General features: G+C 36.7%; 15 protein-coding genes. 12 read left to right on the forward strand and 3 right to left on the reverse strand.

Annotated features, from left to right (window positions below; translation table 11 throughout):
* Positions 1 to 2 precede the first annotated feature (2 nt).
* The 12 genes from C8C84_RS06035 to C8C84_RS06090 all read left to right on the forward strand — a co-directional run bounded on the left by C8C84_RS06035 (position 3) and on the right by C8C84_RS06090 (position 16,571).
* Positions 3 to 2,015 (forward strand): DUF3857 domain-containing protein, encoded by a 2,013-nt coding sequence (locus C8C84_RS06035; RefSeq protein ID WP_121312678.1) that lies wholly within the window; start codon positions 3 to 5, stop codon positions 2,013 to 2,015.
* A gap of 2 nt (positions 2,016 to 2,017) precedes the next feature.
* Positions 2,018 to 4,000 (forward strand): DUF3857 domain-containing protein, encoded by a 1,983-nt coding sequence (locus C8C84_RS06040; RefSeq protein WP_121312679.1) that lies wholly within the window; start codon positions 2,018 to 2,020, stop codon positions 3,998 to 4,000.
* Between the two features lies 1 nt (position 4,001).
* Positions 4,002 to 4,328, forward strand: a complete 327-nt coding sequence (locus C8C84_RS06045; RefSeq protein WP_121312680.1) for a nucleotide pyrophosphohydrolase — start codon at positions 4,002 to 4,004, stop codon at positions 4,326 to 4,328.
* A 1-nt stretch (position 4,329) separates the two neighbouring features.
* Positions 4,330 to 4,656, forward strand: coding sequence for a multidrug efflux SMR transporter (locus C8C84_RS06050; protein WP_121312681.1), 327 nt, complete (start codon positions 4,330 to 4,332; stop codon positions 4,654 to 4,656).
* Complete coding sequence (locus C8C84_RS06055; protein ID WP_121312682.1) at positions 4,656 to 5,885, forward strand: 3-phosphoshikimate 1-carboxyvinyltransferase; 1,230 nt, start codon at positions 4,656 to 4,658, stop codon at positions 5,883 to 5,885. The genes C8C84_RS06050 and C8C84_RS06055 overlap by 1 nt, the downstream gene beginning before the upstream one ends.
* Before the next feature lie 153 nt (positions 5,886 to 6,038).
* A complete protein-coding gene (queA, locus tag C8C84_RS06060; RefSeq protein ID WP_121312683.1) occupies positions 6,039 to 7,088 on the forward strand; it encodes a tRNA preQ1(34) S-adenosylmethionine ribosyltransferase-isomerase QueA in 1,050 nt (349 codons plus the stop codon).
* A gap of 317 nt (positions 7,089 to 7,405) precedes the next feature.
* Positions 7,406 to 8,683, forward strand: a complete 1,278-nt coding sequence (gene kynU, locus C8C84_RS06065; RefSeq protein WP_121312684.1) for a kynureninase — start codon at positions 7,406 to 7,408, stop codon at positions 8,681 to 8,683.
* Between the two features lie 75 nt (positions 8,684 to 8,758).
* Entirely contained in the window at positions 8,759 to 10,813 is a 2,055-nt protein-coding gene (locus tag C8C84_RS06070) for a T9SS type A sorting domain-containing protein (RefSeq protein ID WP_147406816.1), read from the forward strand.
* Between the two features lie 142 nt (positions 10,814 to 10,955).
* Positions 10,956 to 12,044, forward strand: a complete 1,089-nt coding sequence (locus C8C84_RS06075; protein WP_121312686.1) for an agmatinase family protein — start codon at positions 10,956 to 10,958, stop codon at positions 12,042 to 12,044.
* A gap of 92 nt (positions 12,045 to 12,136) precedes the next feature.
* Positions 12,137 to 12,547: a glycine zipper family protein gene (locus C8C84_RS06080; RefSeq protein WP_121312687.1), complete on the forward strand. Its 411-nt coding sequence runs from the start codon at positions 12,137 to 12,139 to the stop codon at positions 12,545 to 12,547.
* A 159-nt stretch (positions 12,548 to 12,706) separates the two neighbouring features.
* Entirely contained in the window at positions 12,707 to 15,094 is a 2,388-nt protein-coding gene (locus tag C8C84_RS06085) for a penicillin acylase family protein (RefSeq protein ID WP_121312688.1), read from the forward strand.
* A 136-nt stretch (positions 15,095 to 15,230) separates the two neighbouring features.
* The gene (locus tag C8C84_RS06090) at positions 15,231 to 16,571 is read left to right on the forward strand and encodes an NAD(P)/FAD-dependent oxidoreductase (RefSeq protein WP_121312689.1); all 1,341 of its coding nucleotides are present in this window, start codon (positions 15,231 to 15,233) and stop codon (positions 16,569 to 16,571) included.
* A gap of 53 nt (positions 16,572 to 16,624) precedes the next feature.
* Here C8C84_RS06090 and C8C84_RS06095 read toward each other — a convergent pair whose 3' ends face one another.
* Genes C8C84_RS06095 through C8C84_RS06105 form a run of 3 tightly spaced genes read right to left on the reverse strand, consistent with a single transcriptional unit; the run spans position 16,625 to position 18,925 of the window.
* Complete coding sequence (locus C8C84_RS06095) at positions 16,625 to 16,990, reverse strand: cupin domain-containing protein (RefSeq protein WP_121312690.1); 366 nt, start codon at positions 16,988 to 16,990, stop codon at positions 16,625 to 16,627.
* A gap of 46 nt (positions 16,991 to 17,036) precedes the next feature.
* The gene (locus tag C8C84_RS06100) at positions 17,037 to 17,405 is read right to left on the reverse strand and encodes a DMT family protein (protein ID WP_121312691.1); all 369 of its coding nucleotides are present in this window, start codon (positions 17,403 to 17,405) and stop codon (positions 17,037 to 17,039) included.
* On the reverse strand, positions 17,405 to 18,925 hold the full coding sequence (locus C8C84_RS06105; protein WP_121312692.1) for a helicase HerA-like domain-containing protein: 1,521 nt from the start codon (positions 18,923 to 18,925) through the stop codon (positions 17,405 to 17,407). Before C8C84_RS06105 ends, C8C84_RS06100 begins: the two co-directional genes overlap by 1 nt.
* Positions 18,926 to 19,083: the final 158 nt, after the last annotated feature.

Consider the following 19,083-nt stretch of genomic DNA (forward strand, 5'->3'; position numbering starts at 1 on the left):
TTATGAAAAAACTAATTGTCACCCTATTATTATTGGTTAGCGGATTTACTTTTTCTCAAAAATACGAACTGGGAAAAGTTACCATAGAAGAGTTAAATGAAAAAAAATGTCCTAGTGATACTTCAGCGCCAGCGGCAATTTTATTTAACATAGGAAAAACTTATTTTGATTATTCACATGATCTCGGTTTTGAAATTGTTACGGAGTTATCTACTAAAATCAAAATATATAAAAAGGAAGGATATGGTTATGCTAATCATTCCATTGGTTATTTTGTCGGCGGAAAATCTAAAGAGAAAGTAATGATAACAAAAGCTTTTACTTACAATGTTGTAAATAATAAAATTGAAAAGACAAAGCTCAATAGCGATGGTGAATTTGAGGAGAAAGTAAATAATGATTGGATACTGAAAAAAATTACTATGCCCAATGTTAAAGAAGGTTCAATAGTTGAATATAAAATCGAGATACGCTCACCCTATATTTCTAATTTCCCGGACTGGGAATTTCAAAAAAGAATACCCGTAAATTATTCTGAATATACCACAAAAATTCCCGAGTATCAAGTATACAACTCACACCTTAAAGGTTATTTTACTCCAACAGTCATTAATGAAAGTAAAGTAAGAAAGATTGATTATACTTATGTTGAAGATGCAAATACAATTTTATCAAAAGGATTAACTACCGGAAGAGTAAGTTCTACCTTAGAGTTTACAGAAAAAACCACAAAATATATTCTTAAAGATTTACCGGCTTTAAAAGAGGAAGATTTTGTAAATAACATTAAAAATTACACAGCCGGAGTTAAACATGAATTGGCGTCAGTTCAGTATCCAAATGAACCATTTAAAAGCTTTACTACCGATTGGGAAACAATTGTAAAAAGTATATATGAAAATGAAGCTTTCGGGTCTGAACTCAATAAATCCGGTTATTTTGAAAAGGATTTAGATGCTGTTTTAAATGGAGTTACTTCTCAAGAAGAGCGAATCATAGCGGTATTTAGTTTTGTGAAGTCTAGAATGAATTGGAATGATATGCATGGGTATCGTTGTAACGATGGCGTTAGAAAAGCTTACCAAGAGAAGAAAGGAAATGTGGCCGAAATCAACTTAATGCTTACTTCAATGTTAAGGTATGCCGGAATTGAAGCCAATCCAATTTTGATTAGTACCCGATCTAACGGCGTTTCGCTTTTCCCTTCAAGAGCAGCTTTTGATTATGTAATTTCCGGTGTTGAATTGAACAATCAAGTTGTTTTATTGGATGCCACGAATAAATTCTCGTTACCAAATATTCTGCCAATTCGTGATTTGAATTGGTTTGGAAGAATCATCAGAAAGAACGGCAGTTCGGCACAGATAGATTTAATGCCAACATTCAATTCTAAAGATATTGTAAATATAATGGCTACAATTGGTGCCGATGGTAATATAAACGGAAAAATCAGAGACCAATATTTTGATTACAATGCCTTTATTTACAGAGTAAATTACCATGGTGTCACCAAGGAAAGTTATATTGAAAAGTTAGAAAAAAGACATCAAGGGTTAGAAATAGAAGAATATGAAGTGTTGAATGCAGACGACCTATCTAAACCGATTGTAGAAAATTATAGCTTTACCTCAACCAATTCAGTAGAAATTATTGGCGATAAAATGTATGTTTCCCCTTTTATGTTTTTTGCAACTACAGAAAATCCATTTAAACAAGAAACCCGCCAATATCCGGTAGATTTTGTCTATCCAAATCAGGATAAATATAACATCAATCTCTCCATTCCTGAAGGATATGTTGTAGAAACTTTACCACAGCCCAAAGCGGTTAGTATGCCTGAAGAAATGGGAAGTTTTAAGTATAATTTATCTAATAATGGAAATGTAGTCCAGGTAATATTTACCTTAGATATCAACCGAGCCATCATAGGTTCGGAATATTATCAAGCGTTGAAAAATTTTTACAAAGAAATGATCAACAAGCAAACAGAAAAAATTGTGCTTAAAAAAGTATAGCCATGTTTAGAAATTGGATGTTGTTTCTTTTTGCGATTGTCATTACCAATGTCTATTCTCAATCATTAGGTATCGAAGAGGTAACAAAAACTGAACTGAAGCAAATCAAACATGAAAAAGATACTTCAGCACCAGCAGCCATTTTATATAAAAAAGGACGAACTTATTTCAAGTATTCCAGCAAATCAGGATTTACTTCCTATACTGAAATAGCTTTGAAAATAAAGATTTATAAAAATAAAGGACTTAAATGGGCTGACTTTCAAATTCCTTACTACATAGGTTATAAGTTTTTAGAAGATGAAGCAGTGGAAATCAAGAAAGCCTATACTTATAATCTGGAAAATGACAAAATCATCAAAGTAAAGGTAGCAGGAGAAAGTAAATTTAAAGACAGAATCAATGAAAATTGGAATGTCAAGAAAATTACCTTTCCCAATGTAAAAGTAGGTTCCATAATTGAGCTTAATTATCAACTAAAAACTGAAAATTTAACCGAGTTACCCGATTTTCAGTACCAATATGAAATTCCTGTAGACAAAGTAGAATACACTACTAAAATCCCTGAATTCTATATCTATAAAGGCATCAAAACAGGTTATGCCGAGATCGAAACTGATGCCGTTTTGGAAAACGCTTCCCAGTCGTTTGATGATCAATATAGCAGAACGATGACGATGAATTACAAACAAGTAAAAACATCTTATAAGGCTCAAAATATTCCAGCATTACAAGAAGAAGAGTATGTAAATAATATTAATAACTACTACAGTAAAATAAAGCACGAGTTAGAAGTTATCAGAATGCCCGAAGAAAAACCAAAACCAATCGCAACGACTTGGAATGATATAGCCAAATCTATTTATAGTCAAAAAGAATTTGGTGGCGAGCTAGAGAAAAACAAATATTTTATTGACGATTTAAGAACAATCGTAAAAGAAACAGATTCTCTGGAAACTAAGATGAATAAAGTATTCAATCATCTTAAAAACAGAATGAATTGGGATGGCAATTACGGCTATTATCCGAGAAAAGAAATTGATAAAGCGTATGACGAGAGAACCGGTAATGTCGCTGAAATCAATCTTATTTTAACGGCAATGCTCAGACTAAGCGGGCTAGAAGCTTATCCTATTTTATTAAGTACCAGAGATAATGGTTTAGCGGCATTCCCTAATAAAACTTTCCTTAATTACGTAATTGCCTCAGTAAATATAAAAGGCAAAGTTTATTTACTAGATGCTACGGACAAAATTTCTAATGTTAATTTTATACCTGTCAGAGCTCTGAATCAGTTTGGGGTTTTGATGAAAAAAGACGGAACATCGGAGGAAATTGATTTGATGCCCAAAATAAATTCTCATACTTCAACTAATATTTTGGTAACTATTAACAACGAAGGTGAAGCATTAGGAAAAGTCAGAAACCAATATTGGGAATACAATGCCTATGTTTTCGAACAAAAAAATGACGGATATACTACGGAAAGCTTAATAGAAAAGCTTGAAAAGACTTATCAAGGGCTCGAAGTTTCAGAATACACTGTTCAAAAAACCACTGATTTTTCAAAACCCACCATTGAAAATTATGCTTTTATATCAAGTAATTCGGTTGAAATTATTGGAGATAAAATGTATGTTGCACCTTTGTTGTTTTTTACTTTAACTGAAAATCCATTCAAACAAGAAACCAGAAAATATCCGGTTGATTTTGTATTTCCACACCAACAAAAATTTAATATTAGTATCAAAATCCCTGAGGGCTATTCAATAGAAAAAATCCCTGATCCAAAGGCGATAGCAATGCCGGACAATTTAGCCGGCATGAAATATAATATTTTAACAACAGGTAATCAAGTTCAATTACTTTATACCTTTGACATGAATCAAGCCGTTATAGGTTCGGAATATTATGAAGCGTTGAAAAGCTTCTACAAAGAAATGATCAACAAGCAAACGGAAAAAATCGTTTTAAAGAGAATGTAAAATGGATATCAAAAACGCCCAACAAGAAGTAGACCACTGGATCAAAAATCACGGTGTTCGGTATTTTAATGAATTGACCAATATGGCACAACTCACCGAAGAAGTTGGAGAAGTAGCCCGAATCATAGCCCGTCGCTACGGAGAACAATCCGAAAAAGAAAGCGATAAAAATAAAGACCTTGGCGAAGAACTGGCCGATGTTGTTTTTGTAGTTTTGTGCCTGGCGAACCAAACTGGAATCGATTTGCAAGCGGCATTTGATAAAAAACTGGATTTAAAAACCAATCGCGATCACGATAGACATCAGAACAACGAAAAACTAAAATAAAGTGAGTTGGATTTTACTAATTATCGCCGGATTGTTTGAAGTAGGTTTTGCCACTTGTTTAGGCAAAGCCAAAGAAACTTCGGGGAATATTTCAATGTTTTGGTACGGGGGATTTTTAGTTTGCCTGACCATTAGCATGTTTTTATTGGTAAAAGCTACTAAAGAATTACCCATCGGAACCGCTTATGCTGTTTGGACCGGAATTGGCGCTGTTGGAAGCGTTTTGGTTGGGATTCTTGTATTCAAAGAACCCGCTACTTTTTGGCGCGTATTTTTTATTTCAACTTTAATTTTATCTATAGTCGGATTGAAAATTGTTTCTAAATAATGGATTTACAACTAAAACCATCAATTGTTAATCAGCAATCTTTAATCAAAATTACCGGTTCCAAATCGGAAACTAACCGTTTATTACTGCTAAAGGCTTTGTATCCAAATCTTACCTTGGAAAATACCTCCAACTCCGATGATTCCGAGGTCATGGCTAAAGCATTGCGAGCTTCCAACCTTGTAGATGTACATCACGCCGGAACCGCTATGCGTTTTCTTACCGCTTTTTTCGCCATTCAGGAAAACAGCGAAGTGGTTTTAACCGGTTCGTCCCGAATGAAAGAACGTCCAATCAAGATTTTAGTAGAAGCGTTACAACAACTCGGAGCCGAAATCACTTACGAAGAAAACGATGGTTTTCCGCCAATCAGAATCAAAGGCAAAAAGCTAATACAAAGGAAAGTTTCTCTTCCGGCGAATGTCAGTAGCCAATATATTTCGGCACTTTTACTCATCGCGCCCAAATTAGAAAACGGAATCGAACTAACCTTAGAAGGTGAAATCACTTCTTTTCCTTATATCAAAATGACTTTAGCTTTACTCAATGAAATTGGCGTAAAAACGGCTTTCGTCGGTAATAAAATCAGTGTTGAAAACTTATCCCTTATCCCTTATCCCTTATCTCTTGTAGTTGAATCAGATTGGTCTTCAGCATCCTATTTTTACTCAATTACAGCGTTGTCAAAAATTGGAACTGAAATAACACTTTCCAGTTACAAACAAAACAGCCTGCAAGGCGACAGCGCTTTGGTAGAAATATATAAATATTTCGGAGTAGAAACAGTTTTTGAAAACAATACAATAGTTTTGAGAAAGGCTGGTAATTGTCAATTATCAATTGTCAATTGTCAATTAAATTCCTCTCCAGACATCGCCCAAACCATTGCGGTTACTTGCTTCGGGTTAGGAATAGGTTGTCATTTAACCGGTTTGCATACACTAAAAATTAAAGAAACCGACAGACTGGAAGCTTTAAAAATGGAATTAACTAAGCTCGGAGCCATTGTGTCTGTTACCAACGACAGTTTAACTTTGGAACCATCAGTAGCGATAAATGAAAATGTTGCTGTTAAGACCTACCAAGACCACCGAATGGCGATGGCTTTTGCACCATTGGCACTCAAAGTTCCAATGGTTATCGAAGAAGCCGAAGTCGTTTCCAAATCCTATCCGACCTTTTGGGAAGATTTAAAGAGCATAGGATTTGCCATTTCAGAATTGAAATAAAACCTTAGAACCTAAGTAACTTAGCACCTCAGAACCTTTTACAAAAATAAACCTCTTTTTACTTGACAACGCCTATCTCACAATAGTATATTTGCACGCAGTTAAAATTATGGTAACTCATAACTCATAACTCATAACTTATAACTCTTTCAAATGAAATTATCTCACTTTCAATTCAATTTACCAACCGAATTACTAGCTGAATTTCCTGTAGAAAACCGCGACGAATCAAGATTGATGGTCGTTAACCGAAAAACCAAAACCATTGAACACAAATTATTCAAAGACATTATCGATTATTTCGACGATGGCGATGTAATGATTTTGAACAATACCAAAGTTTTTCCGGCGCGTATGTACGGAAACAAAGAAAAAACCGGCGCGCGTATTGAAGTTTTCTTATTAAGAGAACTAAATGCTGAACAACGTCTTTGGGATGTATTAGTAGATCCGGCACGTAAAATCAGAATTGGAAACAAATTATATTTTGGAGAAGACGATTCATTAGTAGCGGAAGTTATTGATAACACCACTTCTCGCGGAAGAACTTTGCGTTTCCTTTACGATGGTTCGTACACCGAATTCAGAAAAAAATTAACCGAATTAGGAGAAACGCCGATTCCAAAGTACATCAACCGCGAAGTAAATGAAGACGATGCCGAGCGTTACCAAACCATTTATGCCAAAGAAGAAGGCGCAGTGGCGGCTCCAACAGCCGGCTTGCACTTCTCCAAACATTTATTGAAAAGATTAGAAATCAAAGGAATTGACTTTGCCGAGGTGACTTTACATGTTGGTTTAGGAACGTTCAATCCGGTTGAGGTAGAAGATTTGTCTAAACACAAAATGGACTCCGAAGAACTAATCATTTCCCAAGAAGCTTGCGACATTGTCAACAGTGCCAAAGTGAAAAAGAAAAAAATATGCTGTATCGGAACTACTTCGATGAGAGCGATTGAAAGTTCGGTTTCTTCAGCAAGAACGATGAATCCTTACACAGGTTGGACGAATAAATTCATTTTTCCACCTTACGATTTCAGCATCGCCGATTGTATGGTGACCAATTTCCATACGCCAAAATCAACTTTATTGATGATGGTTTCAGCTTTTTGCGGTCATGATTTAATGAAAAAAGCTTACGAAGAAGCCATCAAAGAAAAATACCGTTTCTACTCTTATGGAGATGCAATGTTAATCATCTAAATGTAAGTCTGTCCCGAAGCTTCGGGAGTCGAAGACCGTTTTATATACTAAATCCTAACAGTAATGTTGGGATTTTTTTTTGGAGCCATTTGCTTCGCCAGTTCGCTCTTTTAGGAGCTTGTGTCCCGCTTTCCGTTACAATCTTTATAGATTTCCGGAAAGGAAATCTATAAAGGATTTCCACTGCAATCAGGGCTAAGGTCATCTGCACATTAAAACTTATTCCTTATCCCTTTTTTCTTAACCCTTTTTTTTACTTTTACACCTCACACGAGGCCAAATGGACGAACTGAATGAAATTAAACTAAACCACACACATGACTTTTCAAAATACCCGCGAATTTGCACAACAATTGGATTCGCAAGACGAATTAAATAACTACCGAAATGAGTTCATTTTTCCACAACACAATGGCAAAAACGTCATTTATTTTACTGGGAACTCTTTGGGATTACAACCCAAACGCACCAAAAAATATGTTGATGAGGTCATGAACGATTGGGGAAATCTAGCCGTTGAAGGCCATTTCTACGCCGAAAAACCTTGGTGGGATTACCACGAAAGATTTGCCAATCCGTTGAGCGGAATAGTTGGTGCAAAACCTTCCGAAATTACAGTAATGAATACTTTGACGGTGAATTTACACTTGTTAATGGTATCTTTTTACAAACCAACAACTACTCGATATAAAATCATTTGCGAAGAGAAAGCCTTTCCTTCCGACCAATACATGTTCCAAAGTCAAGTGAACTTTAGAGGTTACAAAACCGAAGATGCTATAGTTGAAATCAAACGCAGAGAAGGCGAACACAACATCCGCTTGGAAGACGTTGTAGCCAAAATCAATGAAGTAGGCGATGAGTTAGCCTTAGTATTAATCGGTGGTGTGAATTATTACACCGGACAAGTTTTCGATATGAAAACCATCACCGAAGCCGGACACAAAGTGGGTGCAATCGTCGGATTTGATTTGGCACACGCCGCCGGAAATATAGAATTAAAATTACACGAATGGAATGTTGATTTTGCCGCATGGTGCAGTTACAAATACATGAATTCCGGACCGGGAAATGCTTCGGGATGTTTTGTGCATGAAAAACACCATCATGCCGATTTACCTCGTTTTGCCGGTTGGTGGGGACATAATAAAGAGCGTCGTTTTAAAATGGAACCGCAATTTGATCCGGTTCATGGCGCTGATGGTTGGCAAGTAAGCAACTTGCCGATATTGTCTTTAGCACCTTATTTGGCTTCAGCCGAAATGTTCGCCGAAGTGGGTATGGAAAAACTAATCAAGAAACGAAACCAATTGACAGCTTACTTAGAATTTATCCTTCACGAAATTGACGCAGCCATAGACGGAACAGAGTTTGAAATCATCACGCCAAACAATCAAGAAGAAAGAGCTTGTCAACTGTCCGTTTTCCTTCACGGACAAGGCAGAAGTTTGTTCGACTATTTAATGAAAAACGGGGTGATTACCGATTGGCGTGAACCCAACGTAATCCGCCTGGCACCAGCTCCTTTTTATTGTTCTTATGAAGATATGTATGAGTTCGGACAAATCTTAAAACGTGGAATTTTAACCAAATAATATTGGTTTTATAAAAAACAATTCGTTGATTTGCAATATATTATTGACTTATACCACAAACCAAAAAAAATAGAAATGAAAACTAAATTACATTTTGGAATCGTTGCTTTTTTTGTCTTTATAGCGACAAGCAATGCCCAAGTTTCAGAAAAAGAATCAGAAGCAAGATTATGGATAAAAGAAAATGAAAAAGAATTGCTAATCAATCCTGATGATACTTTTTCACTTCGATTTGTTAGAAAAACACAAGCCGGGGAAACACTTCGATTCCAACAATTGAAAAATGGTGTGCCTGTTTTTGATTCAGAAATATTAGTGCATTTTTCTCCTTATGGTGAAATTACAAGCACGGCTTCAACGTATAAAGCTTCAATCGCTGATATTAATACAACACCTTCCATTACTAAAGAAAATGCAATTGCCATTTCCAATCAAGCATTGGAGATTTCAGGAGATATTACTTTCCAAGAAAACAAATTGGTAGTATATGATAAGCTTGGCGGAACTAAATTAGTTTACAGAGTTGTAACCGATTCATTTTCTAAAGCAGGAAGTTGGGAAACTATAGTGGATGCGCAAACGGGAGAAGTTTTAAGTGTTAAAGACATTGCTTACTACTATAACAAACACAAACACGACAAAAAAGAGAGCAATCCTCCGGTATCAATGGCGCCTTTAGCTTTTGTTTCGGGAAGCGGAATGGTGTTTAATCCTGATCCGCTTTCTCAAGCAGGTGTAGCTTATGGAGCTGCAGGATATACTGATGGGAATGATGCAGCAACTACGCAGTTGAACAATGCAAGAACTTCGGTTACATTACCACAAATTGATTTGACAGGTGGTGTTTATAAACTAAAAAGTACTTATGCTGAAATCAAAGAATTGGGTTCTCCTGCCAAAGGTCTTTTTACTCAAGCTACTTCAACTTTTAATTTCACCAGATCTGAAGATGGATTTGAAGCGGTAAATGCTTTTTACCATATTGATAAAAGTATGCGTTATATCAATGAAACTTTAGGTATTCCATGTTTGCCTTACCAAGCGGCTAATGCTGGTGTTGTTTTCTTTGATCCTCATGGTGCCAATAGTCAAGACAATTCATTTTATTCAAATGGACAATTACAGTTTGGCGAAGGTGGTGTTGATGATGCTGAAGATGCCGATGTGGTTTTACACGAATTAGGACACGGATTACATGATTGGATTACCGGTGGTGGATTGTCACAAGTTAACGGTTTAAGTGAAGGTTCAGGAGATTATTGGGCTGTTTCTTATAGCAGAAGTTTGAATCAATGGGCTTCTAATACAGCTCATTACAACTGGGTTTTCGGTTGGGATGGACACAATACTTTTTGGAATGGAAGAACCACCGATTATGGAGCGTCATACAGTGGCGGATTAGTGGGCCAAATCCATACAGATGGTCAAATTTGGGGAACAGTTTTAATGAAAATTTGGGATGGAATTGGAAGAGAAAAGACAGACAAAGCATTTCTTAATGGTTTAGATTTAACCACAAGCAATACAAACCAACAAAATGCGGCTATTGCAGTAAGAACTGCGGCTATGGATATGAACTATCCATGTGCAGATGTTGCCTTTATGACAGAAAAATTCGAAGAAGCCGGGTATATAATGCCTTCAATTTCTTTAAGAATGAATCCTATTCCTAATCAAACGGTTCAAGCAGGTGCTTCAAATACTTACACATTGCCAAGTTATGCCGAATTAGCCAATCCAATCACAAATAGTTGTGATGCCGGTTTAACACAATCTCCGGTTGTCGGAACAGTTTTAGCGCCGGGAACTTATTCCATAACTATGGTGGCTACGAGCGGTTCAACTGTTTCCAGAACTTTCAATCTAACTATTTTACCTTTCCTTGACATAAATGAAAATGTTAGAAATAATTTTATCATGTATCCAAATCCTGCTGCTAATGTTATCACAGTAAAAGGAGAATTTGAGAGCAACGAAAGTGTATCTATTCACAACATCCTTGGTCAATTGGTCATGAATAAAGCCATTACTTCAAATGAACAAAGTATTGATGTTTCCAATTTGGCTTCAGGAGTTTACACTGTAACTTTTAACACTGCCAAAGTAAGTAGAAAGTTCATTAAAGAATAAGTTTTATTTCAAGATACCTAAAACCACAATGAGCAATCGTTGTGGTTTTTTTATGCCAATTAAAATCCAAATGCCTCAAAAAACAAATCTTGTAAAAACCTCAGAACCTTAGTATCTTTGCGTCTTAGAACCTTAAAGTAAAATGACCAAACAACAAATAATAGATAGTTTTGATCCAAGCCAACCCGGTTTAGCCGATGCAACGGTTTTTGGATTGCCCTTTTCAGCAGAACAAAGTGAAATTGTTATTATTCCTGTGCCTTGGGAAGTAACCGTAAGTTACGGCGCCGGCGCTTCTGAAGGACCGGAAGCGATATTAGATGCTTCCTTCCAAGTGGATTTAAATCACCAAGATTTTCCTGAATTATGGAAACTCGGAATTTATTTAGATGAAGCACCAAGTCATTGGAAAAATAACTCGGATCAATACAAAGCATTGGCCCAACCGATAATTGAATTGCTCGAAAGCGGTGAAGCAGTCGAGAATTATCCGGCATTGAAAGCTGATTTGGATAAAATCAACAAAGTGTGTCGTGACTTGCATACTGAAGTAAAAGAAAAAGTTTTGTTTTGGACAAAACAAGGTAAAAAAGTAGCGCTATTAGGAGGCGATCATTCAACGCCATTAGGATATTATGAAGCGTTAGCCAGTATGCATGATAACTTCGGAATTTTGCACTTGGATGCGCATATGGACTTGAGAATTGCTTACGAAGGCTTTACTTATTCGCATGCTTCAATTATGTATAACGCTTTGCAAATTCCTCAGATTTCTAAAATAGTTCAAGTTGGAATTCGTGATTTCTGTGAACAGGAAGTTGAGGTCGTGAATCAATCTAAAGGAAGAGTGTTAATAAACACTGACGCCGATTTAAAAGCGGAAATGTTTGAAGGTAAAACATGGGCGCAACAATGTGATGCGATTATAGCAACCTTGCCGCAAAAAGTTTGCGTTAGTTTTGACATTGACGGTATGTATCCATGGTATTGCCCCAATACAGGAACTCCGGTTCCGGGTGGGTTTTCGTTTGAACAAGCTACGTATTTGTTCAATAAATTAGCCGAAAGCGGTAAAGAAATCATAGGTTTTGATTTAGTCGAAGTAGCGCCGGGAGAAACTGACGATTGGGATGGCAATGTTGGAGCCAGAATGTTATTTCATATGTGTGGCGTTTTAGCTAAAAACAGTGGATTGAATGTTGGCCAGAAAATTAATTTCCCAAGGAGTTAGCACCCAAATGTTATAACTTTTACGTTAAATCATGTAAATCATCTAATTGATTTTTGCTGTTACTTTGCCTCATAACCTTAAAATTTTATGTAATGAGAAGTATAGTAATGATTTTAGCAACAGTAGGAGTTTTAAGTTTGAACTCGTGTAAAAATACAGACAAACAAGGTGTGGTTGATTCAGATATTCGGACGACTACCATTGATTCTATGAACGCTGTCGCTGAGAAACAACGAATCATCGATTCTATGAAAGTAGAAAATGAGAAAGTTTTAATGGAAAAACAAGTAGTGGTTGTAAATCAGCAGACACCTGCAGCTGCTGCACCTCAAAGAAAAAAATGGAGTGGTGCTGCTAAAGGAGCCGTAATTGGAGCCGGAGTTGGCGCCATAACTGGAGCGGCGATAAGTAAGAAAAAAGCCGAAGGTGCCATTATTGGTGGTTTGGCGGGAGCCGGAGTAGGCGCAGGAACCGGAGCCATTATCGATGATAAGAAAAAATAATTTTATATATATTATATATTAAAAACCCGGCTATGGCTGGGTTTTTTGTTTTGAAATTTAAGTAAACTACCGTCCTTTTTTAAATGTTATGGGAGTCAAATTGCCCCTCATTCAATAGCATAAACAATTTGATTATATTTGTTATTAAACATTTTAATCATGAAATACTTTAAGAAATTTATCTACATTCTCTTAATTTTAATAGTGGTGATAGCAATAGCTTTCTTTGGTTATCTTCAAACTACAAAACCCAAATATGAGGGAGAAGTTAGCTTAACAAATATATCAAAATCGACAACGGTATACTTTGACGATTATGGTGTGCCACATATTTATGCCGCTACTCAAAAAGACGCCATGACGACTTTGGGTTATGTTCACGCGCAAGACCGACTTTGGCAAATGGAACTCTTGCGACGTATTGCTCCGGGAAGACTTTCCGAAATTTTTGGAGGTGCGGCTTTGAAAACAGATAAGTTCTTTACAGGAATTGGTATCGATGAAAATTCGACTACCGCAGTCTCGCAATTGGATAAAAACTCGCCAACTTATATTCTGGCGCAAGCCTATCTCAAAGGGATCAATCAATACATTGCCGAAGGAGATACACCGATTGAAATCCGATTACTCGGTATTGAACAAGAAAATTTCACCTTAAAAGATGTTTATAATATTTTCGGATTTATGTCTTTTAGCTTTGCGATGGCACAAAAAACAGATCCTTTATTGACCGATATTCGCGACCGATTTGGAATGGAATATCTAAAAGATTTCGGAATCCAAGGCGAATTAAGTACGCAACAACTAAAGTCATTTAAAGGAAAATACGCAGCATACAGCGAAATCTCAAAATCGGTTGCGAATTTGCTCGAAGCTTCTCCGGTTCCGGCTTTTATTGGTAGCAACAGTTGGGTAATTGGTGGCGAAAAGACTAAAAGCGGCAAAGTAATTTTGGCCAATGATCCACACATTATGCATTCCCAACCCGGAACTTGGTACGAAGCACACATCGTTTGTCCGGATTATGAAATCTATGGTTATTACATCGCCGGAACGCCTTTTCCGTTATTAGGTCACAATCACAATTATGCTTATGGTTTAACGATGTTTGAAAACGACGATGTTGATTTTTTTCAAGAAGCAGAAAATCCGAATAATCCAAAACAATACAAAACGCAGGAAGGTTATAAAAACTACACTTACAAACAAAAAACCATCAAAGTAAAAGACAGCATCGATGTCAAACTAAATGTAAAAACCAGTAAGCACGGTCCAATTATAACAGGATTGTTAGACGGTTTGAAAACCGATAAGTCTGTTGCGATGCATTGGATATATACCCAACAAAAAAACCAAATACTCGATGCAGTTTATGCGTTGTCACATGCTAAAAACCTGGAAAGCTTTCACAAAAATATCGAATTAATTCACGCGCCGGGATTGAATATTATGTATGGCGATGCCAAAGGCAATATCGCTTGGATAACTTCCGGGAAATTGTATAAAGTGGACAAAAGTGTCAACACCAACTTTATTCTCAACGGCGCCAACGGCATTGATGACAAGAAAGAGTTTCTGGCTTTCACCAAAAATCCGCAGGCGATAAATCCACCGTGGCACTATGTGTACAGTTCGAATAACCAACCTTCACCAATCGACGGCTATTTGTATCCGGGCTACTATTTACCCAAAGACAGAGCAACGAGAATTGATAGTTTATTGAAACCGAAAAACGATTGGACGAAAGAAGACGTTTCTAAAATGATAGTCGATAATACTTCGGCAACCGCTCAAACCATAGTGGGTAATATGACCAAACCGATAAATCCGGCTAAACTTTCAAAAATAGAAAAGGATGCGCTAAATGTTTTGCAAACATGGAAAGCAACACATAATTTAGAAGACATCGCGCCAACCATTTATAATAAATGGCTCTATTTTTATCTAAAAGCGACATTGGAAGATGAATTTGGAGAAGAAAACTTCAAATTATTATTGAGCACGCATATCGTCAAACAAATGATTGAAGCCCAAACCCAAAACGCGAATTCGCCTTGGTGGGACAATATCAATACAAAAGGGAAAAAAGAAACCCAATCGGAAGTCCTTACTAAGTCGTTTAAAGAAGCCATTGCCTCATTGGAAAAACAATTAGGAAATGAGGTGGAGCAGTGGACATGGGGAAAAGTGCACCAAGTAACTTTCCAACATCCAATTGGTAAAGTTAAAATGTTCAGCAAATTTTTCAATGTTGGTTCGTTTCCGATAGCAGGTTCGAATGAAGTTATCGATAACCAATTGTTCATTTACACCGATGATGCGGTAATTCCGGTCAAAGGCGGACCATCAACACGACGTATTATCGACTTTTCAGATATTGAAAACAGTTTGAGTGTTTTGCCAACAGGGCAATCAGGCAACCCAATGAGCAAGTATTATAAAGACCAAGCTGCGTTATTTGTAAACGGAAAATTCAGAAAGATGAAGTTGAATAAAAAAGAAATTGAAGCGACTTCGACTAAATTAGTTTTCAAACCTAAAAAGTAAAACACAGATTTCACAGATTAACACAAATTATTGTAACAGTAAAAAACAGATTGTCTTTTTAGGTGGCTTTATCTGTGTTAATCTGTGAAATTTGTGTTTAAATAAGTAAATTTGCAAAACCGTTTATAAAATTTCAATGCAAAATCCTCAAAAAATTGCTGTTGTTGGTTCAGGCTTAGTCGGAACTTTGTTGGCAATTTATCTCAAAAGACAAGGACACAATGTTCATGTTTATGATCGTAGTCCCGATATTAGAACGGTTGAATTCTCAGGTCGTTCCATTAATTTGGTGATGTCAACTCGTGGCTGGAAAGCCATGGAAGACGTTGGTTTAGATGATGAAATCCGAAAAATCGGAATTCCGGTAGACAAAAGAGCGATTCATTTAAAAGACGGTAAACTCAATTATCAATATTATGGTAAAGACGGCGAAGCTATTTTTTCATTGTCAAGAGGTGTTTTAAACCGCAGAATGATTGATTTGGCAGAAGCCGAAGGCGTTGAATTTTTCTTTGAACATAAAATTTGGGATGTCACCTTAGCAGACGCAACTTTGCACATTGGTGAAACCGAAAGAGGCGAGTGGACTGAGTTAAAATATGACAAAGTCTTTGGTGCCGATGGTGCTTTTTCCAGAATTCGCCACCGCATGCAGCGCCAAAGCATGTTTGATTACTCACAAGAGTTTATGAAAATCGGCTACAAAGAATTGCACATTCCGGCTAATCCCGATGGAACGCACAAAGTCGATAAAAACTCTTTACACATTTGGCCACGCGGCAATTTTATGTTGATGGCTTTGGCCAATTTAGACGGCAGTTTTACTTGTACGTTGTTCATGCCTTTTGAAGGCGAAAATTCTTTTGAGCAATTGAAAGACAAGGAATCTTTAGTTAATTTCTTTGCCCAATATTTTCCGGATACCAAGGAAGTGATTCCAGATTTAGTCGAAGATTTCTTCAAAAACCCAACGAGTTATTTGGTGATGATGAAATGTTACCCATGGACTTTTGAGGATAAAGTCGCTTTGATAGGCGATGCTTCTCATGCGATTGTTCCTTTTTACGGACAAGGAATGAATGCCGGTTTTGAAGACATTACCGTTTTAAGCGAAATGATGTCAAAATATGGCGACGATTGGGGAATGATTTTCTCCGAATACGAAAAATCACGAAAGCCGAATGCTGATGCAATTGCTGAATTGTCTCTTCGAAACTTTATCGAAATGAGTACCAAAACCGCCGATGAAAACTTTCTTTTACAAAAGAAAATAGAGAAATGGTTCTCCGACAAACATCCCGATAAATGGTTGCCTTTGTACAGCAGAGTGACTTTTAGTTTGCATCCTTATTCCGAAGCGTTGGCGTTGGGCGATTTTCAAAACAAAATCATGGAAGAAGTAATGCAAATGCCGAATATTGAAGAAAACTGGAATAGCCCTGAAGTTGAAAACAAAATTATTGATTTACTGAAATAAGATTTCAATAGCAATTTCAATATTCAATTATTGCCATCGATATTGTTATTTTTTTATTCCTCTCGATGTACTTTGTTAAAATCAAAAGCCGGTTGGCAAATCGCAATGTATTCACAAGGTTCATCAAACGGATTGGAATATTGCACTCGGGTATTTTTTTCAATTTTGATAGATTGTCCGGCTTCGACAATTACGGTTTCATCTTCAATGATAAATTGCTTTTTCCCCGTAATGATATACGTGTATTCGTCAAATTCAGGCGTTTGAAACGGTTCGGCCCATTTAGGTGGCGCAATCATGTGCGCTATTGAAATGTCAGCATTATTGGTTGTCGCATTCCCGTGATGTTCTTCGATGAGTTTGCCATCTGTGGTCGGCACGACAAAAGGTGCTTTTTGGATAAAGTATTTATTACTCATTCTTTTATATTGTTGTGTTTGTATTCGTGAATCTTCGATTTCAGGGTTATTTTTTGAATATGAAATAAACGGCTAAAATCAAAAAGCAAAACCCAACGGCGTGATTCCAGCGGAAGGTTTCATTTTTAAAAAACAGTAAAGAGAAAATCACAAAGATTACCAACGTGATGACTTCTTGTATGACTTTTAATTGCATTAGGGAAAACGGTCCGCCATTGCCTTCAAACCCTATTTTATTCGCCGGAACTTGGAAACAATATTCAAAAAATGCCAATCCCCAACTGATTAAAACGATGGTGATTAATCCGGCATTTTCAAACCATTTCAGTTCTTTGAATTTTAAATGACCATACCAAGCCAAAGTCATAAAGACGTTTGATAATACTAGTAAGCCAATGGTCAAAAACGATTTCATTATTTTCTGAAAAGCTTAGTTAGGATACCAAAAACACCGCGGATAAAAGTGGCGCTGGTTACTACTTTCGTTACCGATTTACCAATGACTTCATCCGTACTGGGTTCACTGCTTTTTCTCTTTTCTTCTTGTTGACTTTCTTGCGTTTCTTCTGCTTGTTGATTAGCCGCTTCAATTTTTTTGGTCAGCATTTCATAAGCGCTTTCGCGATCGATTTCTTCTGAATATTTTCTAACCAATTTTGATTTGGTATTGATTTGTTGAATTTCACTTTCGGTCAAAACATCCATTCGACTCATCGGTGCGCGCATCATCGTGGCTGCTAAAGGCGTCGGAACTCCTTTTTCGTTTAACGCCGTTACAAAAGCTTCTCCTATTCCAAGCGAAGTCAATACTTCGGCAGTGTTATAATAATCTGATAGTGGATAATTTTCAGCAGTTTGTTTGATGGCTTGTCTGTCATTGGCGGTAAAAGCTCTTAAGGCGTGCTGTATTTTCAAACCCAATTGAGCCAAAACACTCGCCGGGACATCCATAGGATTTTGGGTTACAAAATAAACACCGATGCCTTTGGAACGGATGAGTTTGATGATGGTTTCAATTTGGTTTAACAACGCATCACTGGCTTCGTTAAAAATCAAATGCGCTTCATCAATAAAAATCACTAATTCCGGTTGGTCTGCATCGCCTTTTTCAGGCATTTGTTGGTAGATTTCTGCTAACAAACTCAACATAAAGGTTGAGAATAATTTAGGTTTGTCTTGAATATCGGTTAAACGAATAATATTGATGTATCCTTTTCCATTCTCATCAATGCGCATTAAGTCGTCTATTTCAAAGGACAATTCTCCAAAGAAAATATCGCCGCCTTGTTGTTCCAGTTCAATGATTTTACGAAGGATAATCCCAGTGGTTGAGGTCGAGATTTTCCCATAGTGTTCCGTGATTTCTTCTTTGCCTTCTTCAGTGATGAAGTTGATTACTTTTTTGATGTCTTTTAAATCCAATAAAGGCATTCGTTTGTCATCACAATATTTGAAAATAACAGCCATCACACCGGCTTGGGTATCATTTAAATCAAGAATTCTTGAGAACAGTACTGGCCCAAATTCAGAAATGGTAGCGCGTAATCTCACGCCATCTTGTTGGGATAGCGACATCAGCTCTACAGGAAAACTGGCGGTGTTGTAAGGAATGTTTATTTTGGTATGTCGTTCTGTAATAAATGGTTTTTCTTCGCCTTCTTTAGCAATACCTGAAAAATCGCCTTTAATGTCCATCATCAAAACAGGAATTCCAAAGGAAGATAATTGTTCTGAAAGGACTTGGATAGTTTTGGTTTTTCCAGTTCCGGTAGCGCCGGCAATTAATCCGTGACGGTTCAATGTTTTTAAGGGCACTTTTACAAAAGTATCTGCTAAAGCTTCGCCGTTTAAAATGGCACCGCCAAGAATAATACTTTCGCCTTTTGAGGTATAGCCGTCATTGATGTGTTTTGAAAAATCGGATGCTGTTGCCATTTACTTTTTTGGGTTTTTATTAATTTAAATATAAAGGTATTGCAAAATAATGTAATTTTTAAAATTTATGAAATGTTAATTGTTTTCATTCAGGGATAAAAAAGTTATAAATTTAAATTATTGAAAAAGGAGGAAGTGAAAATACATTTTCAATACTT

Source organism: Flavobacterium sp. 102 (assembly GCF_003634615.1).
Lineage (GTDB): Bacteria > Bacteroidota > Bacteroidia > Flavobacteriales > Flavobacteriaceae > Flavobacterium.